The sequence below is a fragment of the Ensifer sp. ENS09 genome (assembly GCF_014852425.1).
Classification (GTDB): domain Bacteria; phylum Pseudomonadota; class Alphaproteobacteria; order Rhizobiales; family Rhizobiaceae; genus Ensifer.
This window is the reverse complement of sequence record NZ_JACVBP010000001.1, coordinates 617869-643807: the sequence shown is the minus strand read 5'-3', so window position 1 is coordinate 643807 and position 25939 is coordinate 617869. Positions and strand designations below refer to the sequence as shown.

24 protein-coding genes are annotated in these 25939 nt (G+C 63.5%); 14 read left to right on the top strand and 10 right to left on the bottom strand.

Annotation, left to right across the window (positions count from 1 at the left end; translation table 11 throughout):
* Nucleotides 1–82: 82 nt before the first annotated feature.
* From ccoN to ccoP, 4 genes are read left to right on the top strand one after another with little or no spacing between them, the layout of a single operon-like run.
* A complete protein-coding gene (gene ccoN / locus IB267_RS03175) occupies nt 83–1711 on the top strand; it encodes a cytochrome-c oxidase, cbb3-type subunit I (protein WP_043617330.1) in 1629 nt (542 codons plus the stop codon).
* A 13-nt stretch (nt 1712–1724) separates the two neighbouring features.
* Complete coding sequence (ccoO, locus tag IB267_RS03170; protein WP_034788367.1) at nt 1725–2456, top strand: cytochrome-c oxidase, cbb3-type subunit II; 732 nt, start codon at nt 1725–1727, stop codon at nt 2454–2456.
* A gap of 12 nt (nt 2457–2468) precedes the next feature.
* Complete coding sequence (locus IB267_RS03165) at nt 2469–2621, top strand: CcoQ/FixQ family Cbb3-type cytochrome c oxidase assembly chaperone (RefSeq protein WP_034788377.1); 153 nt, start codon at nt 2469–2471, stop codon at nt 2619–2621.
* 4 nt (nt 2622–2625) lie between these two features.
* Nucleotides 2626–3489, top strand: a complete 864-nt coding sequence (ccoP, locus tag IB267_RS03160; protein WP_192446367.1) for a cytochrome-c oxidase, cbb3-type subunit III — start codon at nt 2626–2628, stop codon at nt 3487–3489.
* A gap of 356 nt (nt 3490–3845) precedes the next feature.
* Here ccoP and IB267_RS03155 read toward each other — a convergent pair whose 3' ends face one another.
* The gene (locus IB267_RS03155) at nt 3846–5405 is read right to left on the bottom strand and encodes an MFS transporter (protein WP_192447161.1); all 1560 of its coding nucleotides are present in this window, start codon (nt 5403–5405) and stop codon (nt 3846–3848) included.
* Nucleotides 5406–5515: 110 nt separating this feature from the next.
* Here IB267_RS03155 and IB267_RS03150 point away from each other — a divergent pair, with 110 nt between their 5' ends.
* Complete coding sequence (locus IB267_RS03150; RefSeq protein WP_192446366.1) at nt 5516–6328, top strand: helix-turn-helix domain-containing protein; 813 nt, start codon at nt 5516–5518, stop codon at nt 6326–6328.
* A gap of 28 nt (nt 6329–6356) precedes the next feature.
* On the opposite strand, the gene IB267_RS03145 is transcribed toward IB267_RS03150, so the two are convergent.
* The 5 genes from IB267_RS03145 to IB267_RS03125 all read right to left on the bottom strand — a co-directional run bounded on the left by IB267_RS03145 (nt 6357) and on the right by IB267_RS03125 (nt 10687).
* The gene (locus IB267_RS03145) at nt 6357–7253 is read right to left on the bottom strand and encodes a hypothetical protein (RefSeq protein ID WP_192446365.1); all 897 of its coding nucleotides are present in this window, start codon (nt 7251–7253) and stop codon (nt 6357–6359) included.
* A gap of 319 nt (nt 7254–7572) precedes the next feature.
* Nucleotides 7573–7926 carry a VOC family protein gene (locus IB267_RS03140; protein WP_192446364.1) on the bottom strand — a complete coding sequence of 118 codons (354 nt, stop codon included), beginning with the start codon at nt 7924–7926 and terminating at the stop codon, nt 7573–7575.
* A gap of 1 nt (nt 7927) precedes the next feature.
* A complete protein-coding gene (locus IB267_RS03135; protein ID WP_192446363.1) occupies nt 7928–8338 on the bottom strand; it encodes an SRPBCC family protein in 411 nt (136 codons plus the stop codon).
* 64 nt (nt 8339–8402) lie between these two features.
* Nucleotides 8403–9233 (bottom strand): helix-turn-helix domain-containing protein, encoded by an 831-nt coding sequence (locus IB267_RS03130; RefSeq protein WP_192446362.1) that lies wholly within the window; start codon nt 9231–9233, stop codon nt 8403–8405.
* Entirely contained in the window at nt 9209–10687 is a 1479-nt protein-coding gene (locus tag IB267_RS03125) for a sodium:alanine symporter family protein (RefSeq protein WP_192446361.1), read from the bottom strand. Before IB267_RS03125 ends, IB267_RS03130 begins: the two co-directional genes overlap by 25 nt.
* A gap of 225 nt (nt 10688–10912) precedes the next feature.
* Here IB267_RS03125 and ccoG point away from each other — a divergent pair, with 225 nt between their 5' ends.
* The 5 genes from ccoG (at nt 10913) to gndA (ending at nt 17046) form a co-directional block, all read left to right on the top strand.
* Complete coding sequence (ccoG, locus tag IB267_RS03120) at nt 10913–12487, top strand: cytochrome c oxidase accessory protein CcoG (protein ID WP_043615050.1); 1575 nt, start codon at nt 10913–10915, stop codon at nt 12485–12487.
* Nucleotides 12484–12996 carry a FixH family protein gene (locus tag IB267_RS03115; RefSeq protein WP_192446360.1) on the top strand — a complete coding sequence of 171 codons (513 nt, stop codon included), beginning with the start codon at nt 12484–12486 and terminating at the stop codon, nt 12994–12996. The genes ccoG and IB267_RS03115 overlap by 4 nt, the downstream gene beginning before the upstream one ends.
* A complete protein-coding gene (locus IB267_RS03110) occupies nt 12993–15281 on the top strand; it encodes a cation-translocating P-type ATPase (RefSeq protein ID WP_192446359.1) in 2289 nt (762 codons plus the stop codon). The genes IB267_RS03115 and IB267_RS03110 overlap by 4 nt, the downstream gene beginning before the upstream one ends.
* Complete coding sequence (gene ccoS / locus IB267_RS03105; protein ID WP_043615060.1) at nt 15278–15436, top strand: cbb3-type cytochrome oxidase assembly protein CcoS; 159 nt, start codon at nt 15278–15280, stop codon at nt 15434–15436. The genes IB267_RS03110 and ccoS overlap by 4 nt, the downstream gene beginning before the upstream one ends.
* A gap of 179 nt (nt 15437–15615) precedes the next feature.
* Nucleotides 15616–17046 carry an NADP-dependent phosphogluconate dehydrogenase gene (gndA, locus tag IB267_RS03100; RefSeq protein ID WP_192446358.1) on the top strand — a complete coding sequence of 477 codons (1431 nt, stop codon included), beginning with the start codon at nt 15616–15618 and terminating at the stop codon, nt 17044–17046.
* Between the two features lie 82 nt (nt 17047–17128).
* On the opposite strand, the gene IB267_RS03095 is transcribed toward gndA, so the two are convergent.
* The 4 genes from IB267_RS03095 to IB267_RS03080 all read right to left on the bottom strand — a co-directional run bounded on the left by IB267_RS03095 (nt 17129) and on the right by IB267_RS03080 (nt 20976).
* Nucleotides 17129–17326: a hypothetical protein gene (locus tag IB267_RS03095; protein ID WP_192446357.1), complete on the bottom strand. Its 198-nt coding sequence runs from the start codon at nt 17324–17326 to the stop codon at nt 17129–17131.
* Nucleotides 17327–17496: 170 nt separating this feature from the next.
* Nucleotides 17497–17850: a hypothetical protein gene (locus IB267_RS03090; protein WP_192446356.1), complete on the bottom strand. Its 354-nt coding sequence runs from the start codon at nt 17848–17850 to the stop codon at nt 17497–17499.
* A 335-nt stretch (nt 17851–18185) separates the two neighbouring features.
* Nucleotides 18186–19808, bottom strand: coding sequence for an ABC-F family ATP-binding cassette domain-containing protein (locus IB267_RS03085; protein WP_192446355.1), 1623 nt, complete (start codon nt 19806–19808; stop codon nt 18186–18188).
* 112 nt (nt 19809–19920) lie between these two features.
* On the bottom strand, nt 19921–20976 hold the full coding sequence (locus IB267_RS03080) for a LacI family transcriptional regulator (RefSeq protein ID WP_192446354.1): 1056 nt from the start codon (nt 20974–20976) through the stop codon (nt 19921–19923).
* A 520-nt stretch (nt 20977–21496) separates the two neighbouring features.
* On the opposite strand from IB267_RS03080, the gene IB267_RS03075 reads away from it, so the two are divergent.
* The 4 genes from IB267_RS03075 to IB267_RS03060 all read left to right on the top strand — a co-directional run bounded on the left by IB267_RS03075 (nt 21497) and on the right by IB267_RS03060 (nt 25878).
* Complete coding sequence (locus IB267_RS03075; protein WP_192446353.1) at nt 21497–22732, top strand: ABC transporter substrate-binding protein; 1236 nt, start codon at nt 21497–21499, stop codon at nt 22730–22732.
* Nucleotides 22733–22927: 195 nt separating this feature from the next.
* The gene (locus IB267_RS03070; RefSeq protein ID WP_192446352.1) at nt 22928–23836 is read left to right on the top strand and encodes a carbohydrate ABC transporter permease; all 909 of its coding nucleotides are present in this window, start codon (nt 22928–22930) and stop codon (nt 23834–23836) included.
* Complete coding sequence (locus IB267_RS03065) at nt 23829–24779, top strand: carbohydrate ABC transporter permease (protein ID WP_192446351.1); 951 nt, start codon at nt 23829–23831, stop codon at nt 24777–24779. Before IB267_RS03070 ends, IB267_RS03065 begins: the two co-directional genes overlap by 8 nt.
* A 4-nt stretch (nt 24780–24783) precedes the next feature.
* Nucleotides 24784–25878, top strand: coding sequence for an ABC transporter ATP-binding protein (locus IB267_RS03060; RefSeq protein WP_192446350.1), 1095 nt, complete (start codon nt 24784–24786; stop codon nt 25876–25878).
* Nucleotides 25879–25939 lie beyond the last annotated feature (61 nt).

Here is a 25939-nt window from a genome sequence, read left to right as displayed (position 1 = left end):
TGACACTTTCCGGCAAGCTGCGGTGACACCCCTCGTTTCGGGGTGTCATTGCGTGCGTTCGGACCAAGTTGGGGACCCAACCATGAAATACACATTCGAGATGATCCTGCTCGGGGTCGGTGCATTCCTGGCGCTCGTCGGCGCCGGGCTTGCCCAGGACCGGCACTTCGAAGCCCATATGTGGGTGCTGTTCTTCACGCTTCTTGCCGGCACCATCCTTTTGATGCGCCGCATCGAGTTCAGCCCGGCTTCCGCGGGCAGGGCGTCACCGCCGCCACCCCAGTCGGAGTATTTCGACGAGGTGGTCAAATACGGCGTGATCGCCACCGTCTTTTGGGGCGTCGTCGGATTTCTCGTCGGCGTCGTGGTTGCGCTCCAGCTTGCCTTCCCGGACCTCAACATCGAGCCCTGGTTCAACTTCGGCCGCATGCGGCCGCTGCACACCTCGGCGGTCATCTTCGCCTTCGGCGGCAACGCGCTGATCGCGACCTCGTTCTACATCGTCCAGCGCACCAGCCGCGCGCGCCTCTTCGGCGGCAATCTCGGTTGGTTCGTGTTCTGGGGCTATCAGCTCTTCATCATCATGGCCGCAACCGGCTACCTGCTGGGGATCACCCAGTCGAAGGAATATGCGGAGCCGGAATGGTATGTGGACCTGTGGCTGACGATCGTCTGGGTCGCCTATCTCGCCGTCTTCCTCGGCACGCTTCTGACCCGCAAGGAGCCGCATATCTATGTGGCCAACTGGTTCTACCTCGCATTCATCGTCACGATCGCGATGCTGCACATCGTCAACAACCTGGCGGTTCCGGTCTCCTTCCTCGGTTCCAAGAGCTATTCGGCCTTTGCCGGGGTGCAGGACGCGCTGACGCAATGGTGGTACGGGCATAACGCCGTCGGCTTCTTCCTGACGGCCGGCTTCCTCGGCATGATGTATTACTTCATCCCGAAGCAGGCGAACCGTCCTGTTTACTCGTACCGTCTGTCGATCATCCACTTCTGGTCGCTGATCTTCATGTACATCTGGGCGGGTCCTCACCACCTGCACTACACCGCGCTGCCGGATTGGGCGCAGACGCTCGGCATGGTGTTCTCGGTCATGCTCTGGATGCCCTCCTGGGGCGGCATGATCAACGGCCTGATGACGCTTTCGGGCGCCTGGGACAAGATCCGCACCGACCCGATCATCCGCATGATGGTCATGGCCGTTGCCTTCTACGGCATGGCGACCTTCGAAGGCCCGATGATGTCGATCAAGACGGTCAACTCGCTCAGCCACTACACCGACTGGACCATCGGCCACGTGCATTCCGGCGCGCTCGGCTGGAACGGCCTCATCACCTTCGGCGCGATCTACTACCTCGTTCCGAAGCTGTGGAACCGCGAGCGCCTCTACAGCGTGCGCATGGTCAACTGGCACTTCTGGCTCGCCACCCTCGGCATCGTCGTCTATGCGGCGGTCATGTGGGTCGCCGGCATCCAGCAGGGCCTGATGTGGCGCGAATACGACGACCAGGGCTTCCTCGTCTATTCCTTCGCGGAATCGGTCGCGGCCATGGTTCCCTACTACGTGCTGCGTGCCCTTGGCGGCGCACTCTTCCTCGCCGGAGCTCTGCTCATGGCCTTCAACGTAACCATGACCATCCTTGGCCGCGTGCGCGATGAAGCTCCGATCTTCGGTGCGACGCCCGCGCTCAAGGCTGCGGAATAGGAGGGCATAGAGAATGTCCATTCTCGACAAACACGCGACGCTCGAACGCAACGCGACCCTGCTGCTCGTCGGCTCGCTGCTCGTCGTCTCCGTCGGCGGCATCGTGGAAATCGCGCCGCTGTTCTATCTCGAAAACACCATCGAGAAGGTGGAGGGCATGCGTCCCTATTCGCCGCTGGAGCTCGCGGGCCGCGACATCTATGTGCGTGAAGGCTGCTATGTCTGTCACAGCCAGATGATCCGCCCGTTCCGCGACGAAGTGGAGCGCTACGGCCACTACTCGCTGGCGGCGGAATCCATGTACGACCATCCGTTCCAGTGGGGCTCCAAGCGCACCGGGCCGGACCTGGCGCGCGTCGGCGACCGCTACTCCAACGAGTGGCACGTGCAGCACATGATCGAGCCGCGCTCGGTGGTGCCGGAATCTGTCATGCCGAGCTACGCCTTCCTCAAGGCGACCCCGCTCGACGTGAACAACATCGCCGCCAACCTGAAAGCGAACAAGGCGGTCGGCGTTCCCTATACGGACGAGATGATCGACAACGCGCTTGCCGACATCAAGGCGCAGGCCGATCCGAACGCCGACACGTCGGGCGTCGAGGGGCGCTATCCGAAGGCCAAGCTCGGCGACTTCGACGGCGATCCGCAGAAGCTGACGGAGATGGACGCGCTCATCGCCTATCTGCAGATGCTCGGCACGCTGGTCGACTTCTCTACCTACGACGACACCACCGGTTATCGCTAAGGAGATCAGCACATGGAAACCTACACGGCCATGCGCCAGTTCGCCGATAGCTGGGCGCTCCTTGCGATGACGCTCTTCTTCCTCGGCGTCGTTGCCTTCATCTTCCGGCCCGGCGCCAAGAAGGCCGCCGATGATGCCGCAGCCATCCCCCTGAAGGAGGATTAATAGAATGGCGGACAAACACGTCGACGAAATCAGCGGCGTCGAGACCACCGGCCACGAATGGGACGGTATCCGCGAGCTCAACAACCCGATGCCGCGCTGGTGGGTCTATACCTTCTACGCGACCATCGTCTGGGCTGTCGGCTACATGATCGTCTATCCGTCCGTGCCGCTCCTGACTGACGCCACCAAAGGCGTGCTCGGCTATTCGAGCCGCGCCGAGGTGAGTGCGGAGCTTGCGAGCGCCAAGGCGGCGCAGGCCGGCAACCTCGAGAAGATCGCCTCAAGCTCGCTTGCCGACATCCTGGCCGATCCGCAGCTGCAGCACTTTGCCGTATCCGGCGGTGCCTCGGCCTTCAAGGTCAACTGTGCCCAGTGCCACGGCTCGGGTGCGGCCGGTTCTGCCGGCTTCCCGAACCTGAACGACGACGACTGGCTCTGGGGTGGAAAGCCCGAAGAGATCTACCAGACGATCGCCCACGGCATCCGCTACAACGGCGACGACGAGACCCGCGTCTCGGAGATGCCGTCCTTCGCGGAAATCCTCAAGCCCGAGGAGATCAAACAGACGGCAGCCTATGTCGTCAGCCTCACCGGCACGCCGTCGGATGCATCCATGGTGGAGCCGGGCAAGGCGCTGTTCGAGACCAATTGCGCCTCCTGCCACGGTGCCGACGCCAAGGGCAACCGCGAGTTCGGCGCGCCCAACCTTGCCGATGCGCTGTGGCTGAACGGCTCGAGCGAGCAGGCGATCGTCGCCCAGATGAAGGCGCCCAAGCACGGCGTCATGCCCGCGTGGCTGCCGCGCCTCGGCGACACCACGGTCAAGCAGCTCGCCATATTTGTGCATTCGCTGGGTGGCGGCGAGTAAGGCCCGCGACGTCTCGTGACTGAGGGCTGGGGCTGGCTCTCATTCACGCGGTGAGGGTTTGCCCTCGTCCGCGCGGTGAGGTTGCTACTCATCCGCCTGCCGGCACCTTCTCTGCGGCATGCGGTGAGAAGGACGCAGATTGCGCCGGTCTCGGCCAGACCGAAATGCCTTTGCTTTGCGGAGGCAGTGCGCCCAGCGTCTCTCTCCCCGCCTGGCGGCGAGAGAAGTCCGGCAGGACCGTGAGGGGCAGCTCTCATCCATCCATCGAGCAGGCCGCGCCAACGGGCGCGGCCTTTTTTGTTTGGAGACGTTTCGTCATTGACGGGAGATCGCAGCGAAATGGCCGAGCTGTCCTCTCACGACTTGGCTGTTTCGCCGACACGCCTCGGCAACGAAACCACCGCCAGCGTCGCCATGAGAGCGATGGCAACGGCGCACGCGGCGGCAGCTGCGCTAAAGCCGGTCATGAAGGCGGCCTGGGCTTGCTCCAGCGCGCCCCCCGGCAGTTCGGCGGCGACCGACACAGCGCCGGCGAGGCTGTCCGACAGTCTGTCGCCTATGTCGCCTGCAAGCTTTGTCTGCCCGGCCATTTCGGTCCGGTAGACGGCGGTGGTCAGGCTGCCGAGCGTGGCGATGCCGACGGCAAGACCGAGCTCCTGCACCACTTCGGAGAGGGCCGAGGCCGATCCGGCCTTTTCGGCAGGTGCTGCGCTGACGACGAGATCGGTGCCAAGCGCGGCAATGGTACCGAGGCCGAGATAGACGAGCGCGAATGCGGCCGTTACCAGCCCGACACCGTGCGGCGCGTGGTCGAGCAAGGCGAGCAGAAGGTAGCCGACGACCGAGAGCGCCAGCGCCGTTGCGATCACGGGGCCGGGGCCGAAGCGCCGGGCGATGAGCGGTGCGGTGATGCCGGCCAAAAGCATGGCGAGCGCCGAGGGTCCCATTCTCAGGCCCGCCGACAGGGGAGAAAGCCCGACGACGAGCTGCAGATACTGGGTGACGAGCATCATCGTGCCGCCGACGGCCGTCAAGCCGACCAGGAGGATCAGCAGCGCTGTGCGGAAAGCGCGGTCGGAGAAAAGCTCTAGGTCGATCAGCGGGCTTTTCAGCCGGCGTTGCCGCCGGATGAAGAGGAGCGTGGCGACAAGACCGGCGGTTAGGCCGAGGGTAGCGCCGAGCCCGAAGCCATCCTTGGCGATCTGCTTGATGCCGTAGACGATGGGAAGCAGCCCCGCCAGCGACAGCGCCACGCTCGTCATGTCCAGCCGCTCCGATTGCGGCGCACGGTATTCCGGCAGCAGGAACGGCGCGACGATGAGGAGCAGCCCGACGATCGGCAGTGCCACGAGGAAGGCAGCACCCCACCAGTAGCGTTCGAGCAGGATGCCGCCGACGATCGGCCCCGCCGCCATGCCGAGCGCGAACATGGTTGCCCACACCCCGATCGCAAGCGTCCTCTGGTGCGGGTTTAAAAACATGTTGCTGATCAGCGCCAGCGTCGGCGGCATCAGCGTTGCGCCGGCAACGCCGAGGGCTGCGCGCGCGGCGATCAGCATGGTGGCGCTGGTGGAATAGGCCGAAAGGATCGAGGCCACGCCGAAGGCGGCCGCGCCCAGCATCAGCAGCTTGCGGCGACCGATGCGATCGCCGAGCGTCCCCATGGTGATCAGAAAGCCGGCGATCATGAAGCCGTAGGCATCGACGATCCAGAGCGCCTGCGTGCTTGTGGGCTTCAGGTCTGCCGCCAGCGCCGGCAAGGCCAGATGCAGCAGCGTCAGGTCGAGCCCGAGCAGGATGGTGGGGAGTGCGAGGAGGGCAAGGCCGGCCCATTCCCGCAGGCCTGCGCGCGGTTCTGCAGGGTCCGCATGGACGGGAAGTCTCTCGGTGAGGTGGGATGGTCGGTCGCTGAGCATGGTCAAAAGTGATCTCCGTCGTCGCTTGGGCTGGTTGCGGAAACCACATCTTCAGGGCACACTAGTCCTGTTACAATTTAAGTATTTATCCTATTACTGCGAGCAATAGTGTGAACGAACGAAGCCTTGAGCGAAGCAAGAACGAGCTGTCGGAGTTTCTGACGCGGCACCGGGCGAAGCTGACGCCGGCCGATGCTGGGCTCGCGTTCAACGGGCGGCGACGCACCCCCGGCCTCAGGCGCGAGGAGGTGGCAGCGCTCGCCGGCGTCGGGCTCACCTGGTACACCTGGTTCGAGCAGGGGCGCGACATCAAGGTGTCGGAGGCGTTCCTGTTGAATGTGGCACGGGCGCTGAAGCTCGATGACGCCGAATGCAGCCACCTGTTCCTGCTGGCCCACAAGCGGCCGCCGCCGCCGGAGGCGCATCATCGCGTCACCGTTTCGCCTTTGGTCCAGCAGTTGCTGGACGAGCTGACGGCGCGGCCGGCCTATGTGGTCAACCTGCGCTGGGATGTCGTTGCCTGGAATGCGGCGGCGGACGCGCTGTTCGGCTTCAGTGCCCGGAGGCCGGAGCTTGGCAATATTTTGCAGATGGTGTTTGCCGATCCCGAGATGCGGCGGCGTATGCCCGCCTGGCGCGAAGACGCGCCGAAGCTGCTCGCCCAGTTTCGATATGATTTCGCCGTGGGCCCCGATGATCCGTCGATGCTAGCCCTGGTCGAAAGCCTCAAGGACCTTTCGGCCGATTTCAGGCGCTGGTGGGCAGCCCCTGGTGGCGACGAGGCCCGGCGCGGGATCGGATCCCTGATCGATGCTGCAGCCGAGCGCCGGCGTTTCCGCCATGAGACGCTGGTGGTGGACGAACACCGGCATCTGCGCATGGTGGTCTATTTCGCCGAACCGGTGCTCGCCCGAGAGCGATAACCGAAGCGGCCGCCTCTTTTGGTTCGGCCTATTCGAGAGCTGCGGCGATGGTGGCGCCGACGACAACGCTCGACAGCGCCGTGCCGAGAAGCAGCGAGGTGTTGACCGGCCGCTTCACGACCGTGCCGAAGTTGAAGAGGTTCATCGGCAGGAGATGAAAGCCGCCGCTTTCCGGCTTGCTCGACGGCGCTTCCATGAAGCACTCGTCGTCGAACCAGACCCAATCGTCGCGCCAGGTCCAGCAGCCGTGCTGGCGATAGATGTTGGCCACCTGCTCGGCAAAGCCCTTGTCGGCCGGCAGGCGGACGTAGTTTTGCGGCCGGCGGCTGAAATACTGCATGGCGAGCGGCATGGAGCGCTCTGTGCAATAGTTCGACATCCAGAGCTTGAAGCCAATTTCGTCGCGCAGGCGGTCGAGCACCCGGAAGACCTGCACGTGATCCTCGTGGCCATACTCGCCCCAGGGATTGTGGGTGAAGACGTTCATGTCGGGCTTCAAGAGCGGCAGCAGCGTGCGGTAGAGCGTCTCGTAATTGTCGCGGTAAGCCTGCGCGATCGGCCGGGTCGAGTGGCGGAAGCTGCCGGGCATGATCTGCGACAGCGACTTCTTGACGATGCGCTTGGCTTCGCGGCGCGTACCTTCGGTGCCGAACTCCATGCCGAAGGGGCCGGGCTTCGGGTTCGTCCAGTCGGCGCAGTCAAACGAGCCGGTTTCTTCCATTTCGAGGAAGCGCACGTTGCCGCGCGGATAGGCCTTGATCGCAGCGGTGCGCGCGTCGCCCATCTGCGGCTCAGACCAGATGTCGCGATAAAGGATGATCACCTCATCGACCTTGTTGAGGATCGAGGTGAACCACAGCAATTCGTCATCGGGATGGGCGCCGATTATGACGGAGTTCTTCAGAAAATCATGCGTGTCGGCCATGCTCTGCGCGCCCTCGTGTTCGTCGCGCGCAATTCTGACGTGTAGAGATTAAACCGGCGTAAAGCGGGATGGCCTGTCCACAGGTTAGGGGGGGGGGCGGCGACGCGTCGCGGACGTATCGGTTGACTGCCGGTCACGCAAAGAGACACGCCGCGAGCATGGTACGCGCGCTGCCCTCTCTCCCTCCTCCTACGTCATTTCTGTGACGAGCACGGAAATGACGTAGGAGGAAGGAGCGGCCGTTCGCCAGTGTTCAACTATTCACTGAACCCGAATGGTCCTGTCGCCTCTTCCTTCCGGGCCGCGCCTTCTGAACCCTCTACTGCGCCGACCAGACCGCCAGTTCGTAACCATCCGGGTCGGCGAAATGGAAGCGTCTTCCGCCGGGAAAGGTGAAGATCGGCTTGACGATCCTGCCGCCGGCCTTTTCGACGCGGGCGAGCATGTCCTCCAGCGTGTTCGCATAGAGGATGATCAGCGGTCCGCCGCTGCCGACAGGGCCGGTGGTGGTGAAGCCGCCGGTCAGACGGCCGTCCTGGAATTCGCAATATTCCGGGCCGTAATCGGTGAAGGTCCAGCCGAAGGCGCTGCCGTAGAAGGCCTTGGCGGCGGCGATGTCGGAGACGTTGAACTCGACATAGTCGATGCGGCTGTCGTTGCCCTTGTTACCCATTTTATCTGTCTTCTCCGGATTCCATGATTGATTTCAACGTGGCGAGATCCTTCGCCACCCAGCCGGCGTCGCCGGCAAATTGTTCCGCGCTCATGCCCGGCTGGCGCAGCAGCGTGAACATCACCTCCGCGCCGTCGCCGTTCGGAACGACGCGCAACGCATTGTGGACCTCCGTGCCGTCTTCCAGCGTAACGCGATGATCGACAACACCGAAGGCGTTGTCCGGCGCAAAGCGCACGTGGGCATTGCCGAGAGGGCCCGGCGCAAGCCAATGGTCGCCGTCGCGGGTTAGACCCGACGAAAGGCCGGACGCCCAGCGCGGCATGTTCTCGGGCTTAGCCATGAAGGCATAGACCGCGCGCCAGTCGCGGTCGATGGTGGTGTGAACGATCTTTGCTTCCAGTGTTGCCATGCATTGTTCTCCTGAGCGAAGGAGTAGCATGGGCGGCCTGATCGGTCTTGAACGAAACGGCCAGTCAGGCTGCTTGCCGGTCAGCTGCGAGCTGGCGGCGGATTTCGGCGGGTGAGAGCGAGGTGAGTTCCCTGGCCTCGCGCGACAGATGCGCCTGGTCGGCATAGCCGGCGTCGAGCGCGAGCAGGCCGAGCGCCGCCGACGGTTCCCTTTGGCATGCCCCGAGGAAGCGCTGCAGGCGCAGGATGCGGTCGAGTGTCTTGGCGCCGTAGCCGAAATGCTCGTGGCAGCGGCGCCTAAGCGTCCTTTCGCTCGTGCCGGTGGCGGCGGCGAGGGCGCGGATGGGGTTGTCGGACGAGCCATGGCTCTGCCGCAGATGGGCGAGGGTGGCGGCGATATCGCCCGGTGGCGACGAGACGGCCGGCAGGCGTTCAAGCATCGCTTCCGCGAGCATCGCGGCGCGGCGGGCTGCATCGGGCGCGTCCTCAATCCTGGTTTCGAGTTCGCGCGCGGCACGGCCCCAGAAGGCATCGAGCGGAACGACCTCGCCGAGGATCTGCGAAAGCGATGTGCGCAGGAAGGAGGCTGCGATGCCTGGGCGGAACCGCAGGCCGATGATATCGGTGCCGGGCGCAAAGACCGGGAAGGCGGCTACCCGATCGGGCCCGGCAACTGCCAGGCCATGCCGAGACCAGAGGATATCGACGCAGCCGTCGGGCACGACCGCGATGGGTGCGGCCGTCCCATCCAGCAATTGGTGGCGCCAGAGGCATTCGACATGGCGGCCAAGTTCGTCGGGCGCGGCATGCTCTTTATAGATGCCACGCCGTTTGGCCAGCGTCGGTTCTGGCGGAGGCAGCTTCGTCTGTGTCAGCGGCCCGAGGGCGCCGTCCATGCCTTTTCCTCCAAGCTTCGCCCGGTTCCGATCGCCTCTTCGCGCGACCAGATCTCGCCATCGATCTGGCCCTGCAGTTCCGGATAGTCGGCTGCATGGAAGACCGGATCGAGACCCTGCCGGCGCTGGGCGAAATAGTCCTTCGTCAGTTTGGCAATGGTACCGGAGAGGAGCACGATGGCAATGAGGTTGATCGTCGCCATCAAGCCCATGGAGGCATCGGCGGCGTCGAACACTGTGGTGATGCTTTCCGACGCGCCCCAGACGACCATCGCAAGGACCGCGCAGCGCATGATCGTGACGCCGAGGCGGTTGGCACCGCCCAGGTAGGTGAGCGCGTTCTCCGCATAGGAATAGTTGCCGATGATCGAGGTGAAGGCGAAGAAGAAGATCGCGACCGCGATGAAGTAGCTACCGGCCCAGCCGATATGCACATTCATCGCCGCCTGCGTCAGCTGCGTGCCGGTGACGCCGGAGCCGGGTTCCAAGGTGCCCGACAGCAGGATCATCACCGAGGTCGCGGTGCAGATCAGGATGGTATCGATGAAGACGCCGAGCGACTGCACGAAGCCCTGCGATGCCGGGTGATGCGGCACGGGCGTGGCGACGGCCGCGATGTTCGGGGCCGAGCCCATGCCGGCCTCGTTGGAGAAGAGGCCGCGCTTGACGCCGTTCATCATCGCCGCCGTGACGCCGCCGGCAACGCCGCCTGCCGCCTCCTGCAGGCCGAAGGCGCTGGAGATGATCGTCCACAGCACGCTCGGCACGATCGACGCGTTGACGACGAGCACGTAGATCGCCGTCAGCAGATAGGCGATCGCCATGAAGGGCACGACGATTTCGGCGACGCGGGCAATCTGGCGGATGCCGCCGAAGATGACGATGCCGGAGATGGCCGCAACCGCGATGCCGACGGCGATCTTCGGCACGCCGAAGGCACCCTGGACGGCATCGGCGATGGAGTTGGCCTGCACGGCGTTGAAGACGAGGCCGAAGGACAGAATGAGGCAGACGGAGAAGATCGTTGCCGCCCAGGGCGCGTTGAGACCACGCGCAATGTAAAAGGCCGGGCCACCGCGATATTGGCCGTTTTCGTTGCGCACCTTGTAGAGCTGCGCCAAGGCGCTCTCCGCATAGGCCGTCGCCATGCCGACGAGCGCCACCATCCACATCCAGAAGGTCGCACCCGGACCACCGAGATAGAGCGCGACGGCAACGCCCGCGAGGTTGCCGGTGCCGACGCGCGAGGCGAGGCTGACGGTCAGCGCCTGGAACGGGCTGATGCCGGCTGCATCCTTCGAGCCGCCGCTGCTCAAGACCCGGAACATCTCGCCGAAATGCACAATCTGCGGAAAGCCGAGGCGCAGCGTAAAATAGATGCCGACGGCGAGCAGGCCGTAGATCAGCACGTAGCCCCAAAAGATCGTGTTCAGAAAGCCGATGATCGTGTCCATGCGGTTCCTCTTTGGTATTGCAAGGTGTGGTGACGTGGCGAACCGCAATGCGGATCGGATGGGAAAGGCCGTTCACTTCGCTTGAGCCAGGCATCTTGCGAATGCCCGGACCTTTCGCCGCATGCTGGCGCTTTAGCCCGCAAACTTGACACAGATCAACGTTTTCGGGGGCCAAATCAGGCAAAACGTGGTGCAATACATGACATATCCGGGGATTTCCCACAAATGAGCCCACAATCCGCCGCAAATCCTGCCTCTGTCGAACGTCACGAGGCCGAACCGGTCAATGCGGCGCATGTGCGCAAGCCGCTCTACGAAAAGCGCAAGAAGATCTTCCCCAAGCGCGCCGAAGGCAGTTTCCGCCGCTTCAAGTGGCTGGTGATGCTGGTCACGCTCGGCATCTATTATCTGACGCCGTGGATCCGTTGGGATCGCGGTGAGCATGCACCGGATCAGGCGGTGCTCGTCGATATCGCCGCCCGGCGCTTCTACTTCTTTTTCATCGAGATCTGGCCGCAGGAGTTCTTCTTCGTCGCGGGCCTGCTCGTCATGGCCGGCTTCGGCCTGTTCCTGGTGACGTCCGCCGTCGGCCGCGCCTGGTGCGGCTATACCTGTCCGCAGACGGTCTGGGTGGATCTCTTCCTGGTGGTCGAACGCTACATCGAAGGCGATCGCAATGCCCGCATGAAGCTCGATGCCGGTCCCTGGACGTTCGACAAGATCGTCAAGCGGGTGTCGAAGCACTCGATCTGGATCATGATTGGCATCGCCACGGGCGGCGCCTGGATCTTCTATTTCGCCGATGCACCGACGCTTTTGAAAAGCTTCGTTTCGCTGGAAGCGCCCATGGTCGCCTACATGACCGTCGCTATCCTCACGGCGACGACCTATGTCTTCGGCGGGCTGATGCGCGAGCAGGTCTGCACCTATATGTGCCCGTGGCCGCGCATCCAGGCGGCGATGCTTGACGAGAACTCGCTTGTCGTCACCTACAACGACTGGCGCGGCGAGCCGCGCTCGCGCCACCAGAAGAAGGCGGTTGCCGCCGGCGAGGCCGTCGGCGATTGCGTCGATTGCAACGCTTGCGTCGTCGTCTGTCCGATGGGCATCGACATTCGCGATGGCCAGCAGCTCGAATGCATCACCTGCGCGCTCTGCATCGATGCCTGCGACGGCGTCATGGACAAGCTCGGCCGCGAGCGCGGTCTGATCTCCTATGCGACGCTCAACGATTATGCCGCCAACATGGCGCTTGCCACCAATGGCGGTACGGCGGCGATCGATCCGGGCCGGGTGCGCAACGCTGACGGCGCATTTTCCGACAAAGTGCGCCACTTCAACTGGAAGATCGTCTTCCGCCCGCGCGTGCTCGTCTATCTCGGCGTCTGGACGCTCGTTGGCATCGGCTTGCTCTATGCGCTTCTGTCGCGCGACCGGCTGGAGCTCAACGTGCTGCACGACCGCAACCCGCAATTCGTCGTCGAATCCGACGGTTCGGTACGCAACGGCTACATGGTCAAGCTCTTGAACATGATCCCGGAACAACGCACGATCACGCTTGCCATCGACGGCATGCCTTCGGCGACCATGCGCATCGCCGGCCAGGCACCGGGCGACGGACGCACCTTTGCCCTCGGTGTCGATCCGGACAAGGTGACGGCGGTCAAGGTGTTCGTAACGCTGCCGAAGGACAAGCTGACCGAAGCGGCTGACGGTTTCAGCCTCATCGTCGAGGATCCGTCGAGCCACGAGCGCGACGTCTACAAGGCCAACTTCAACAGCCCGGGAGCCGCAAAATGACAACCAACCAGGCAGGGGCAAAACAGGCAAAGGCACCGCGGCCCTTCACCGGCTGGCACATGCTCGGCGTCATGGTGCTCTTCTTCGGCACCATCATCACCGTCAACCTGATCATGGCTTGGAACGCGAGCAACAGCTGGAGCGGGCTGGTGGTGCAGAACACCTATGTCGCGAGCCAGCAGTTCAACGGCAAGGTGAAGGAGGCGAAGGCCTTTGTCGCCGATGGCCTCGACGGCAAGCTCAGCGTCGAAAACGAGGCGCTGCGCTACACGCTGACGCGCCGGGGCAATCCCGAGATGACTGCCGACAAGGTGGTTGCCGTGCTGAAGCGGCCGGTCGAGGAGCATGAGGATGTCACGGTCGAGATGGCGCATCAGGGCGAGGGCGTCTTCGTTGCCGCAACCGCGCTGAAGCGCGGCCAGTGGATCGCCGACATTACCGCGACATCGGGCGACACCGTCGTTTATCGCCAGGCGATCCGCTTCATGGTGCCGGGAGCCGCCCAATGAGCTGCTGCGCCCCCGGAACCGAAATGGCTCTGGAGATCGACAGGGCCGGGCAGGGACTGCCGACCACGGAAGAGCTGTGGTTGATGAGCCGCACGCTCGGCGGCGGCCTGCGCCAGACGGATCTGAGCGTTCCCGGCGTGCATTGCGGCGCCTGCATCACCACGCTTGAAGGCGCTTTGAAGACGCGGCCGGAGGTCGACCGGGCGCGCGTGAACCTTTCGTCGCGGCGCGTGTCGATCGTCTGGAAGGAAGAGGTCAATGGCTCGCGTACCGATCCGCGAGAACTGGCGCGGGCCATCCGGTCGCGCGGCTACGAAACCCATCTTTTCGCACCGGGCGAGGAAGACGGCGACCAGACGCTGAAGAAGCTGGTGCGCGCCGTTGCCGTCTCGGGCTTTGCCTCGGCCAACATCATGCTGCTTTCGGTCTCCGTCTGGTCGGGGGCGGAGGCGGCAACCCGCGATCTCTTTCATTGGATCTCGGCGCTGATTGCCGCGCCGACGCTGATCTATGCCGGACGCTTCTTCTATGCATCCGCCTGGAACGCGTTGAAGCACGGCCGCACCAACATGGACGTGCCGATCGCGCTCGCGATCACGCTCTCCTATTCGATCTCTCTCTACGAGACGATCACCCACGGCACCCATGCCTGGTTCGACGGCACGGTGATGCTGCTTTTCTTCCTGCTGATCGGCCGCACGCTCGACCACATGATGCGCGGGCGCGCCCGCTCGGCGATCAGCGGCCTCGCGCGGCTCTCGCCGCGCGGCGCCATGGTGGTGGATGCTGAGGGCGGACGCGAATATCGTCCTGTCGACGAGATAAAGCCCGGCGAAAAGCTGGCCATCGCTGCCGGCGAGCGGATCCCCGTCGACGGCCGCATTCTCTTGGGCGCCAGCGATCTCGATCGCTCGATCGTCAACGGCGAGAGCGCGCCGGCGCCGGTCAAGGTCGGCGACACCGTCGAGGCGGGAACGCTGAACCTTACCGGACCGCTGACGATCGAAGCGACGGCGGCGGCACGCGACTCGCTGCTTGCCGAGATCATGGGGCTGATGGAAGCCGCCGAAGGAGGCAGGGCGCGCTATCGCCGCATCGCCGACCGCGCGGCGCAATATTACTCGCCGGCGGTGCATCTGCTGGCGCTCTTGAGCTTCATCGGCTGGATGTTCGTCAATGGCGATTTCCACCATGCGATGTTGGTCGCGGTCGCCGTGCTGATCATCACTTGCCCCTGCGCACTGGGGCTTGCGGTGCCGGTCGTGCAGGTGATTGCCGCCGGACGGCTCTTCCAGAACGGCGTCATGGTCAAGGACGGCTCGGCCATGGAGCGATTGGCCGAAATCGATACGGTGCTGATCGACAAGACGGGCACGCTCACGGTGGGCGAGCCGCGTCTCGTCAACGGTCAGGACATTCAACCTTCGATTCTCGCGACGGCGGCGGGGCTTGCGGTGCATTCGCGCCATCCGCTGGCGATGGCCATTCATGATGCGGCGGCGCTCGCGCCCGTCGTCAACGGCGACATCCGCGAAATCCCCGGTGCCGGCATCGAGGCGCAGACAGACGCCGGTGTCTACCGGCTCGGCAGCCGCGCCTTTGCCTGTGGCGATGCCGGCGAGGCGACCGGTCAGTCGGAAGTGATCCTGTCGCTCGACGGCCGCGAACTCGCCTGCTTCCGCTTCGAGGATAGGCTGCGGCCCTTCGCCCGCGAAAGCATCGAGGAACTTGGACGCCTCGGCCTGTCGACCGGCATTCTCTCCGGCGACCGCGAGCCTGTCGTTGCGGCGCTCGCCCGCCGGATCGGCATCGAACGCTACAAGGCGGAACTGACGCCGCGCGGCAAGGTCGACGAATGTGCGGCGGCTGCCGAGGGCGGGCACCGGGTGCTGATGGTCGGCGACGGCATCAACGATGCACCGGCACTCAGGGCGGCTCACGTCTCGATGGCGCCGGCAACGGCGGCCGATGTCGGGCGCCAAGCGGCGGACTTCGTCTTCCTGCACCAGGGGCTGAACGCCGTGCCGATGGCGATCGATACGTCGCGCCGGGCCGGGCGGCTGATCCGCCAGAACTTTGCGCTCGCGATCGGCTACAACGTCATCGCCGTGCCGATCGCGATCCTCGGCTATGCCACGCCGCTGATCGCGGCGGTTGCCATGTCGACCTCGTCGGTGATCGTCGTTGCCAATGCCTTGCGCCTGCGCGCGGCGACCGGCAATGTCACGGCGGCAGCCGAACAGAAGGCAGCCGTCACGCTGCAGCCGGTCGGGAGCGCCTCATGAACACGCTCATCTATCTCATTCCCATCGCGCTGTTTCTCGGTGGGATCGGCCTCGTCGCCTTCCTCTGGGCGTTGAAGAGCGGCCAGTACGAAGACCTCGAAGGGGCCTCCTGGCGGGTGCTGGACGATGGCGACGGCAAGCCCGAAAAGAAGTGATTTCGGCAGTAATCACTTGTCCTTAATCGATTTGAATGCCAAAACAACCTCCGCCGTCGCTTCTCGCGCCCGGGCCTTCGACAGAGCCCCCCGCGACGGGGCGAAGTTCAATTCGAAGAGCCGGCTCTGACGCGCTTATCCCGATCGCGCCCGGCACTTCTGTCCAAGGAGACAATCACGTGTCACAGGCGGAAATCGGCCTAATCGGTCTCGGCGTCATGGGCTCGAACCTGGCGCTCAACATCGCTGAAAAAGGCAACAAGATCGCGGTGTTCAACCGCACCGTCGAGGCCACGCACAAATTCTACGCGGAAGCCGGCGAACTTCAGGGCCAGATCGTGCCCTGCGACACCATTGAAGAATTCGTCGCCGCCATCCGCCCGCCGCGCCCAATCATCATCATGATCAAGGCAGGCGAGCCGGTCGACCAGCAGATGAAGATCCTTGAGCCGTATCTCGCCAAGGGCGACATCATGATCGATGCCGGCAACGCCAACTTCCGCGACACGATGCGTCGCTTCGAGGCGCTGAAGGATTCGGGCCTCACCTTCATCGGCATGGGCGTTTCCGGCGGCGAGGAAGGTGCACGCCACGGTCCGTCGATCATGGTCGGCGGAACGGAAGAGTCCTGGAAGCGCGTCGAGAGCGTGCTGACCTCGATCGCCGCCAAGTATGACAACGTGCCCTGCGTCGCCTGGCTCGGCGAAAACGGTGCCGGTCACTTCGTCAAGACCATCCACAACGGCATCGAATATGCCGACATGCAGATGATCGCCGAAATCTACGGCATCCTGCGCGACGGCCTGAAGATGTCGGCGAGCGAGATCGGCGAAGTCTTCGGCACCTGGAACAAGGGTCGCCTCAATTCCTACCTGATCGAGATCACCGAGAAGGTGCTGAAGGCTGCCGATCCGCTGACCGGCAAGCCGATCGTCGACCTGATCCTCGACAAGGCTGGCCAGAAGGGCACCGGCAAGTGGTCGGTGATCGAGGCGCAGAACATGGGCGTGCCGGCAACCGGCATCGAGGCTGCCGTTGCCGCGCGCAGCATTTCCTCGATGAAGGACGAGCGCGAAGCGGCCGAGAAGATCCTCGGCCTTCCCGCAGTCGGCGAGTTCAAGGTGGCCGACAAGGCGGCCTTCATCAAGGATCTCGAAAGTGCGCTGCTTGCCGCCAAGATCGGCGCCTATGCGCAAGGCTTTGCCGTGATGTCGGCGGCTTCCAAGGAGTTCGACTGGAATCTGCCGATGCCGACGATCGCCAAGATCTGGCGCGCCGGCTGCATCATCCGTTCGCAGTTCCTGGACGAAATCACCACCGCCTTCACCAAGGCGCCTGACGCCGCCAACCTGATCGTCACGCCGGCCTTTGCCGCCATGGTCAAGGACACCGACGGGGCACTGCGCCGCGTCGTCTCGGCGGCCGTTCTCGGCGGCCTGCCGGTGCCGGCGCTTGCCTCGGCACTCGGCTATTTCGACAGCTATCGCCGCGGCCGCGGCACGGCCAACGTCATCCAGGCGCAACGCGACTTCTTCGGCGCCCATGGCTTTGACCGCGTCGACGGCGCCGACAGTCATCATGGCCCGTGGGGCAGCGGCCTCAACGCCTGACCGTTCGGGTAAGCAGATCAATGCGGGGCGGCCTTCGGGTCGCCCCGTTTTCGTTTGGGCCTCGTTTTGCCTGGACGGGGTGCTAGCCTGTCATCGAGACGGGTACAGATCGTTCGGTGGTTCCCCCGCCGCCTGAAGCGCTGGGATTGGAACAGGACTTGATCGGCAGGACGGCGAAAAGCGAGGCAATCATCAGCACAACGATGATCAGCACCAGCCTGTCGGCGAAGGCGGCGCGAAAGATTTGCAGCACGTAGTGTTTCGTCTTCATCGTGCCCACGCGCTTTCATCGCCATCTCATGCTGGATGGCTTGGCTGCACCGTGGACGTCATGCGTCCGTTCATGGGAATGTACGTCAGACGGAAAACGGCCGAAAGGGCCGATTGTTGCGGGCTGAGGCTTGTGCGCCGCGTGACGCCAGTTGTCCCAAAGACCCCTGGCGGGCGCGGCTAGCGCCGAGAAGCGTGGCGGTCGTCGCGGGTTCGGCTGCGTTCGCCAGGGCGCTGCGAACCCCGCATCGTTTCGCGCTCATCCGTGCGACGTGGGAATGGCGCAACCGTGTTTGCCGGTGACGAGCGGCGGCGCCGTTGCCGCAGCCTACCCAGCCTCTTTGGCGGATCGACAAAGATCACCAGCAGAAAGCCGATGGCCATAAGCAGATAGGCCGGGACACCGGTCGTTGCGCTGCCGACGAAGGCGCAAAGCATGGCGAACGCAAGATAGATGCCGATGGTCAAGGGATTGGACAGGAAGGCCCACGCGCGGTTAGTCAGCCTGTCTTTCCATGCAATTCTCGATGTCATGCCGAACATCACCTGTCTGAAGTGATTGGCAGCTTTTTGTTTGCTGCGATGGCGCCCCAGCCCGTGCAATATGTGACCGGTGCATGGCGCGGCAATGACACTCAGACCTTTGGCAGCAAGAGTCGGACCAAAGTCCCATCGATTTCACGGCGCGATAAGTTAGGATCGGTGGGCGTTGCCACGGCAGCGCCACAAGAACCTAGTTTTTTCAGTACCGATTTAGAGCAGGGTCGCGTTATGCGTTTGGGTTCTGCTTGCAGGTCCTCGGTCCCGCCGAGGAAGGCGGTGACTGCGAAATGCTGGGCGCCGGCGCGCGACGCCCAGCTTGCTTTGCTTCAGCTGCGAAGACCCGGCGCTTCCTGGCCGGTCCGCTCGACATATTCCGTGTAACCACCGCCATACTGATGGATGCCCTCGGGCGTCAGCTCCAGCACACGGTTGGAAAGGGCTGCGAGGAAGTGGCGGTCGTGCGAAACGAACAGCATCGTGCCTTCGTAGTCCGCGAGCGCCTTTATCAGCATTTCCTTGGTGTCGAGGTCGAGATGGTTGGTCGGTTCGTCGAGAACAAGCAGATTCGGCGGGTCGAAGAGCATGATCGCCATGACGAGACGCGCCTTCTCGCCGCCGGAAAGCACCCGGCACTTCTTCTCGACATCGTCGCCGGAAAAGCCGAAGCAGCCGGCGAGCGCGCGCAGCGGCGCCTGGCCCGCCTGCGGGAAGGTGTCTTCGAGCTGCTGCAGCACCGTGCGGTCGCCATCGAGCACGTCCATCGCATGCTGGGCGAAGTAACCCATCTTGACGCTGGCGCCGAGCGCGACGTTGCCCTCGTCCGGCTCGGTGGAACCGGCGACGAGCTTCAGAAGCGTCGACTTGCCGGCACCATTGATGCCCATGATGCACCAGCGCTCGCGGCGGCGCACCATGAAGTCGAGACCTTCATAGATGCTGCGGCTGCCGTATTTCTTGTGCACGCCCTTGATGTTGATGACGTCTTCGCCGGAACGCGGCGCCGGGCGGAATTCGAAGTTGACCGTCTGGCGGCGCTTCGGCGGCTCGACCCGGTCTATCTTTTCGAGCTTCTTCACCCGGCTCTGCACCTGGGAGGCGTGCGAGGCGCGCGCCTTGAAGCGCTCGATGAACTTGATTTCCTTGGCGAGCATCGCCTGCTGGCGTTCGAACTGCGCCTGCTGCTGCTTCTCGTTCTGGGCGCGCTGCTGCTCGTAGAAGCCGTAGTCGCCTGAATAGGCATTGAGCTGGCCGCCGTCGATCTCGATGATCTTGGTGATGATGCGGTTCATGAACTCGCGGTCGTGCGAGGTCATCATCAGCGCGCCGTCGTAGTTCTTGAGGAAGTCTTCGAGCCAGATCAGGCTTTCGAGATCGAGATGGTTGCTCGGTTCGTCGAGCAGCATCACGTCGGGGCGCATCAGCAGAATGCGGGCGAGCGCCACGCGCATCTTCCAGCCACCCGAGAGCTTGCCGACGTCGCCATCCATCATCTCCTGGGAAAAGCTCAGGCCCGCCAGCACTTCGCGGGCGCGGCCCTCGAGCGCGTAGCCGTCGAGCTCCTCGTAGCGTGCCTGCACCTCGCCGTAGCGCTCGATGATCGCGTCCATTTCATCGAGGCGATCCGGATCGACCATGGCGGCCTCGAGCTCGCGCAGTTCGGCGGCGACTTCGCTGACAGGCCCGGCACCGTTCATCACTTCGGAAACCGCGCTGTTGCCGGACATCTCGCCGACGTCCTGGTTGAAGTAACCGATGGTGACACCCTTATCGACCGCGACCTGGCCTTCGTCCGGAGTTTCCTCGCCGGTGATCATGCGGAAGAGCGAGGACTTGCCGGCGCCGTTCGGGCCGACAAGGCCGACCTTTTCGCCGCGGTTGAGCGCGGCGGAGGCTTCGATGAAGAGGATGCGGTGGCTGAGCTGCTTGCTGATGTTTTCGATACGGATCATGTCTGCGGTAGCCTGAAGGGAGGAGCGGGGCGCGCACGCGCCCAATTGTTGCCCCGGCCTGTCGCAGGTTTCTGCGTCACAAGCAAGACTTCACGGCTGTTTTCGGCCGTTCCTAGGCCCTGAGACCACGCGTGATCGGTGGCTGGAATTCCGGTTGGCTGAGGCTCTGCAGTGTTTCCGGCGGCTGGCCGTCGATATGACCGATGACCGCCTTTGCCAGTTCGCGACCGGCCACGCGGATGTCCTCGTACATGGTCATCACTTCCGGGCGCAGCCAGCGCAGGAAGTCGCTCGGGGACTTCGAGACCATGTCGCAGTCTTCGCCGAGCTTCTTCTTGGCCATCTCCAGACCGGCGATCAGCGCGATCGCGCCGGAGCCGCTGCCCGAAACGATGCCGTCGGGTGCGTCCTCGGAGCGCATCAGCATCTCGAACGCGTCGCGGATCTCGACCAGTGAATGGTCGATGTTGGTCTGGTGGAAGCCGACCGCATCGGCCTGGAAGTCGCGAAGTCCACGCTCGAAGCCGGCGCGCATGTGCGAATAGAAGGTGAGGTGCGGCGGCGGTTCGAGCAGCACCAGCTTGCGGCGGCCGCGCGCCACCAGCTTGCGCACCGCCTCATAGGCGAAGCGCTCGTTGTCGAAGTCGTGATAGGGATGCACGATGCCCATCTCGGTGCGGCCGTGGGTGACGAAGGGCAGGCCGCGTTCGGTGAGCAACGCCACGCGCGGGTCGTGCGGCTCGGTGCGCGAGATGATCACGCCATCGGCAGCGCCCGTGTCGAGGATATAGCGGATCGGCGCCAGCGCGTCCTTGACGGCGCTATAGGGGGTGACGACCAGGTGATAGGGCGTGCCGGCGAGGATCTCGGTGATGCCGACGACCATCGGGCTGGTGATGCCCATGATCTCTTCTTCCAGCGTCAGGACGAGGCTGATGACATTGGTCTTGCCGGTGCGCAGACGCACGCCGGCGCGGTTCGGCTGATAGCCGATCTGCTTGGCGACGAGGCGCACGCGCTCCTTGGTTTCGGCGCCGATATCGGGCGCGTCCTTCAATGCTCGCGAAACAGTGGTGATGCCGAGCCCGGTCATGAAGGCGATCGTCTTCAGCGTCGGCCGGGCCCCATCCGGCAGTGACTGCGGCCTGTTTTTCGTCTTGTTGTCCATCGCCGTCACCCGCCCACTCTCTTGCCGCACGCCGCCGGTTTGCCCACCAGGCAGCGAAACGCGTCGGTTCAGTCCCGTCCGCCGCGCCGTCGCCCTGTCACTTCCTCGCCTTATATACGAAAAGTCATTGGCGGCTATGCTGCTTTGGACGGATCAATTTGCTTCAAATCTGTAACGATACAGTTCCGATGTCGAGCGTTTTCGTTGCTGCACTGCGAAAGATGGAGCGGGCAGGTTGAATCAGAGCCTTCGACGCATGATTTTCGCACGTGCGAAATGACGATCCCGGCGATGGGGTGCCTTTCTTGGCGAAAATACATGAATTTCAGCATACTATAGGGATTTCCCGTTGGCCGCCAATGGGCTGGCAGGGGGTGCAAAGCGCTTTGGAATGCCGCTGTCATCTGCACGCAATAGGTGTTTTTTAAAATTCTGTTTAAATCGATTGTGGTGGGTGTTGCGTCCTGTAATCGATTGCACTAAGTTTTTTACGGTAACGTTACAGTGAGGGAGGAGACTCATGAAATTACGTTCTTTCGCCGCCATGCTGGCAACCGCCGTGGCTCTACCGCTTGGTGCGGCCAGCGCCGCCGATCTCGAAGTCACGCATTGGTGGACATCAGGCGGTGAAGCCGCCGCAGTCGCCGAACTTGCCAAGGCTTTCGATGCGACGGGCAATCACTGGGTAGACGGCGCGATCGCCGGTTCCGGCGGCACCGCCCGGCCGATCATGATCAGCCGCATCACCGGTGGCGACCCGATGGGCGCCACGCAGTTCAACCACGGCCGTCAGGCGGAAGAGCTGGTCCAGGCCGGGTTGATGCGCGATTTGACCGATGTCGCGACCCGCGAGCACTGGAAGGACATCATCAAGCCGGCGAGCCTGCTCGATTCCTGCACGATCGACGGCAAGATCTATTGCGCCCCGGTCAACATCCACTCCTGGCAGTGGCTGTGGCTGTCGAATGCCGCCTTCAAAACGGCCGGCGTCGAGGTTCCGAAGAACTGGGATGAATTCGTTGCCGCCGCACCGGCGCTCGAAAAGGCAGGCATCGTGCCGCTCGCCGTCGGCGGTCAGCCGTGGCAGGCAGCCGGCGCCTTCGACGTGCTGATGGTGGCGATTGCCGGCAAGGACACCTTCCAGAAGGTCTTCGGCGACAAGGATGAGGAAGTGGCCGCGGGCCCCGAGATCGCCAAGGTCTTCAAGGCTGCCGACGACGCCCGCCGCATGTCGAAAGGTACCAATGTCCAGGACTGGAACCAGGCGACCAACATGGTGATTACCGGCAAGGCCGGCGGCCAGATCATGGGTGACTGGGCGCAAGGCGAATTCGCGCTTGCCGGCCAGAAGGCCGGAACCGACTACACCTGCTTGCCCGGTCTCGGTGTCAACGAGATCATCTCGACCGGTGGCGATGCCTTCTACTTCCCGCTGCTGAAGGATGAGGAGAAGTCGAAGGCCCAGGAGGCGCTTGCCTCGACGCTGCTCGATCCGAAGACGCAGGTGGCCTTCAACCTCAAGAAAGGCTCGCTGCCGGTGCGCGGTGACGTCGATCTTGCGGCTGCCAACGACTGCATGAAGAAGGGCCTGGACATTCTTGCCAAGGGCAACGTGATCCAGGGCACCGACCAGCTGCTTTCGGCCGACAGCCAGAAGCAGAAGGAGGACCTGTTCTCCGAATTCTTCGCCAACCCGTCGATCACGCCGGAAGACGCGCAGAAGCGCTTCGCCGACATCATCGCCGCGGCGGAGTAACCGCAACTGCCTTGACCGGCCTCGCTTTCAAAAGAGGCCGGTCAAAGCCTCCCATCCGGCATGGCGTGACCGTGCCGGCAGTCCGCGCGTGATCGCGTTCGCGGGCCCTTGGGAGTGGTTGTCGCCCTGATGAGGCAAGGCGCAATTGGCGCTGCCCATCGTCCGAAACCCATTGCAGTTCCGGAGGAACAAAACATGGCAGGCTACACTCAGGGTTCGGGCCGACCGAACCAGTGGCTGCGGAACCTGAACGCGAAGATTGCCTCCGTCCCGATGATCCTGACGGCCGTGGTGATCTTCCTCGGCGGTACGATCTGGACGGTCGTCTATTCCTTCACCAATTCCAAGCTGTTGCCGCGGCTGTCCTTTGTCGGCCTCGACCAGTACGAGCGCCTGTGGGCGGCACCGCGCTGGCTGATTTCGGTGCAGAATCTCGCGATCTACGGCATCTTCTCGCTGATCTTCAGCCTCGTTATCGGCTTCGTGCTGGCGGCGCTGATGGACCAGAAGATCCGCTTCGAAAACACCTTCCGCACCATCATGCTCTATCCCTTCGCCCTGTCCTTCATCGTGACGGGCCTGGTCTGGCAGTGGCTGCTCAATCCGGAATTCGGCATCCAGTCGGTGGTGCGTTCGCTCGGCTGGGAAAGCTTCACCTTCGACCCGCTCTATAATGCCGACATCGTCATCTACGGCATCCTGATCGCAGCCCTCTGGCAGGGCACCGGGCTCGTCATGTGCCTGATGCTTGCCGGCTTGCGCGGCATCGACGAGGACATCTGGAAGGCCGCGCGCGTCGACGGCATTCCGATGTGGAAGACCTATATCTTCGTCGTCATCCCGATGATGCGCGGCGTCTTCATCACCACGCTGGTGATCATCGCGAGCGGCATCGTCAAGGTCTACGACCTGGTGGTGGCGCAGACGAGCGGCGGCCCGGGCATCGCGTCGGAAGTGCCGGCAAAATACGTCTACGACTACATGTTCCAGGCTCAGAACCTCGGCCAGGGCTTCGCCGCCTCGACCATGATGCTCATCACCGTCGCCATCATCATCGTGCCTTGGGCCTATCTGGAATTCGGGGGAGGGCGCAAGCGTGTCTGATATCGTTGCTTTCAATTCTGTGGCGGAAGAAGCCGCACCCAAGGCCGAGGCCGCGCGTGTCCTCGCCGGTCCCCGCGGCGCCAAGCCCCGCCGGGCGCTTTCCGGCCGCAACATCATGATCTACGGCACGTTGATCGTCGTCGCGCTCTACTACCTGCTGCCGCTCTACGTGATGGTCATGACCTCGCTCAAGGGCATGCCGGAAATCCGGCTCGGCAACATCTTTGCCCCGCCGGTCGAAATCACCTTCGAGCCCTGGGTCAAGGCCTGGGCCAGCGCCTGCACGGGGCTCAACTGCGACGGGCTTTCGCGTGGCTTCTGGAACTCGGTGCGCATCACCGTTCCCTCGACGATCGTCTCGATCGCGATCGCCTCGGTCAACGGCTATGCGCTTGCCAACTGGCGCTTCAAGGGTGCGGAGCTGTTCTTCACCATCCTGATCGTCGGCGCCTTCATCCCCTATCAGGTGATGATCTATCCGATCGTCATCGTGCTCCGGGAACTGGGCATCTATGGCACGCTGACCGGCCTCATCATCGTGCACACCATCTTCGGCATGCCGATCCTGACGCTACTCTTCCGCAACTATTTCGCCGGTCTGCCGGAGGAACTGTTCAAGGCCGCGCGCGTCGATGGTGCCGGGTTCTGGACAATCTACTTCAAGATCATGCTGCCGATGTCGCTGCCGATCTTCGTCGTGGCGATGATCCTGCAGGTCACCGGCATCTGGAACGACTTCCTGTTCGGCGTCGTGTTCACCCGGCCGGAATATTACCCGATGACGGTTCAGCTCAACAACATCGTCAATTCGGTCCAGGGCGTGAAGGAATACAACGTCAACATGGCAGCGACGATCCTGACCGGGGCGGTTCCGCTCTTCGTCTACTTCGTCTCCGGACGGCTTTTTGTCCGCGGTATCGCCGCCGGCGCAGTGAAAGGGTAACAACATGCAAAACGTCAGCGTATCGGTCAAAGACCTGTCGTTGAGCTTCGGTGCCGTCACTGTGCTCGACACGCTCAACCTCGACATCAAGGATGGCGAGTTCCTGGTGCTGCTCGGCTCGTCGGGCTGCGGCAAGTCGACCCTGCTCAACTGCATCGCCGGGCTGCTCGACGTCAGCGACGGGCAGATCTTCATCAAGAACAAGAACGTCACCTGGGAGGAGCCCAAGGACCGCGGCATCGGCATGGTGTTCCAGTCCTACGCGCTCTATCCGCAGATGTCGGTGGAGAAGAACCTCTCCTTCGGCCTGCAGGTCGCCAAGGTTCCGAAGGAGGAGATCGACAAGCGCGTCAGCCGTGCGGCCGAAATCCTGCAGATCCAGCCGCTGCTGAAGCGCAAGCCCTCCGAACTTTCGGGCGGCCAGCGCCAGCGCGTGGCGATCGGCCGGGCGCTGGTGCGCGATGTCGACGTGTTCCTGTTCGACGAGCCGCTCTCCAACCTCGACGCCAAGCTGCGTTCGGAACTGCGCGTCGAGATCAAGCGGCTGCACCAGTCGCTGAAGAACACGATGATCTACGTCACCCACGACCAGATCGAGGCGCTGACGCTGGCTGACCGTATCGCCGTCATGAAGAGCGGCGTGATCCAGCAGCTTGCCGATCCGATGACGATCTACAACGCCCCGGAAAACCTGTTCGTCGCCGGCTTCATCGGCTCGCCGTCGATGAACTTCTTCCGTGGCGAGCTGCAGCTGCGCGACCAGCGCGCCTATGTGCACGTCAACGGCGTCGATTTCGACGTGTCGGCCTATCCGTCGCGCGCACCCTTCGTGCATGGGCAGAAAGTCGTTCTTGGCCTCAGGCCTGAACACGTACGCGTCGACGAGGCAGCAAGCGGTGCTGCGGCCTCGCACCGGGCGGTGGTCGATATCGAGGAACCGATGGGCGCCGACAACCTCTTGTGGCTGAAGCTCGCGGGCCAGTCGATGTCGGTGCGCATCGCCGGCCAGCGGCGCTATGCCCCGGGCACCGCGGTCACGCTTTCCTTCGACATGGGCGTTGCCTCGATCTTCGATGCAACGAGCGAGAATCGCCTTTAAACAATGAGATGGCGCCGGGCGGAACTGCCACCCGGCCCATCCCGACAATGACTGTGCCGGC

What these genes read in the sequence shown, in the direction of transcription:
- IB267_RS03080 (WP_192446354.1), bottom strand. Translation starts at nt 20,976, where the DNA reads ATGGACAACAAGACGAAAAACAGGCCGCAGTCACTGCCGGATGGGGCC.
- IB267_RS03090 (WP_192446356.1), bottom strand. Translation starts at nt 17,850, where the DNA reads ATGACATCGAGAATTGCATGGAAAGACAGGCTGACTAACCGCGCGTGG.
- IB267_RS03145 (WP_192446365.1), bottom strand. Translation starts at nt 7,253, where the DNA reads ATGGCCGACACGCATGATTTTCTGAAGAACTCCGTCATAATCGGCGCC.
- ccoG (WP_043615050.1), top strand. Translation starts at nt 10,913, where the DNA reads ATGAGCCCACAATCCGCCGCAAATCCTGCCTCTGTCGAACGTCACGAG.
- IB267_RS03125 (WP_192446361.1), bottom strand. Translation starts at nt 10,687, where the DNA reads ATGGACACGATCATCGGCTTTCTGAACACGATCTTTTGGGGCTACGTG.
- IB267_RS03115 (WP_192446360.1), top strand. Translation starts at nt 12,484, where the DNA reads ATGACAACCAACCAGGCAGGGGCAAAACAGGCAAAGGCACCGCGGCCC.
- IB267_RS03085 (WP_192446355.1), bottom strand. Translation starts at nt 19,808, where the DNA reads ATGATCCGTATCGAAAACATCAGCAAGCAGCTCAGCCACCGCATCCTC.
- IB267_RS03165 (WP_034788377.1), top strand. Translation starts at nt 2,469, where the DNA reads ATGGAAACCTACACGGCCATGCGCCAGTTCGCCGATAGCTGGGCGCTC.
- IB267_RS03140 (WP_192446364.1), bottom strand. Translation starts at nt 7,926, where the DNA reads ATGGGTAACAAGGGCAACGACAGCCGCATCGACTATGTCGAGTTCAAC.
- IB267_RS03060 (WP_192446350.1), top strand. Translation starts at nt 24,784, where the DNA reads ATGCAAAACGTCAGCGTATCGGTCAAAGACCTGTCGTTGAGCTTCGGT.
- IB267_RS03110 (WP_192446359.1), top strand. Translation starts at nt 12,993, where the DNA reads ATGAGCTGCTGCGCCCCCGGAACCGAAATGGCTCTGGAGATCGACAGG.
- IB267_RS03075 (WP_192446353.1), top strand. Translation starts at nt 21,497, where the DNA reads ATGAAATTACGTTCTTTCGCCGCCATGCTGGCAACCGCCGTGGCTCTA.
- ccoS (WP_043615060.1), top strand. Translation starts at nt 15,278, where the DNA reads ATGAACACGCTCATCTATCTCATTCCCATCGCGCTGTTTCTCGGTGGG.
- ccoN (WP_043617330.1), top strand. Translation starts at nt 83, where the DNA reads ATGAAATACACATTCGAGATGATCCTGCTCGGGGTCGGTGCATTCCTG.
- ccoP (WP_192446367.1), top strand. Translation starts at nt 2,626, where the DNA reads ATGGCGGACAAACACGTCGACGAAATCAGCGGCGTCGAGACCACCGGC.
- IB267_RS03070 (WP_192446352.1), top strand. Translation starts at nt 22,928, where the DNA reads ATGGCAGGCTACACTCAGGGTTCGGGCCGACCGAACCAGTGGCTGCGG.
- ccoO (WP_034788367.1), top strand. Translation starts at nt 1,725, where the DNA reads ATGTCCATTCTCGACAAACACGCGACGCTCGAACGCAACGCGACCCTG.
- IB267_RS03130 (WP_192446362.1), bottom strand. Translation starts at nt 9,233, where the DNA reads ATGGACGGCGCCCTCGGGCCGCTGACACAGACGAAGCTGCCTCCGCCA.
- IB267_RS03135 (WP_192446363.1), bottom strand. Translation starts at nt 8,338, where the DNA reads ATGGCAACACTGGAAGCAAAGATCGTTCACACCACCATCGACCGCGAC.
- IB267_RS03155 (WP_192447161.1), bottom strand. Translation starts at nt 5,405, where the DNA reads ATGCTCAGCGACCGACCATCCCACCTCACCGAGAGACTTCCCGTCCAT.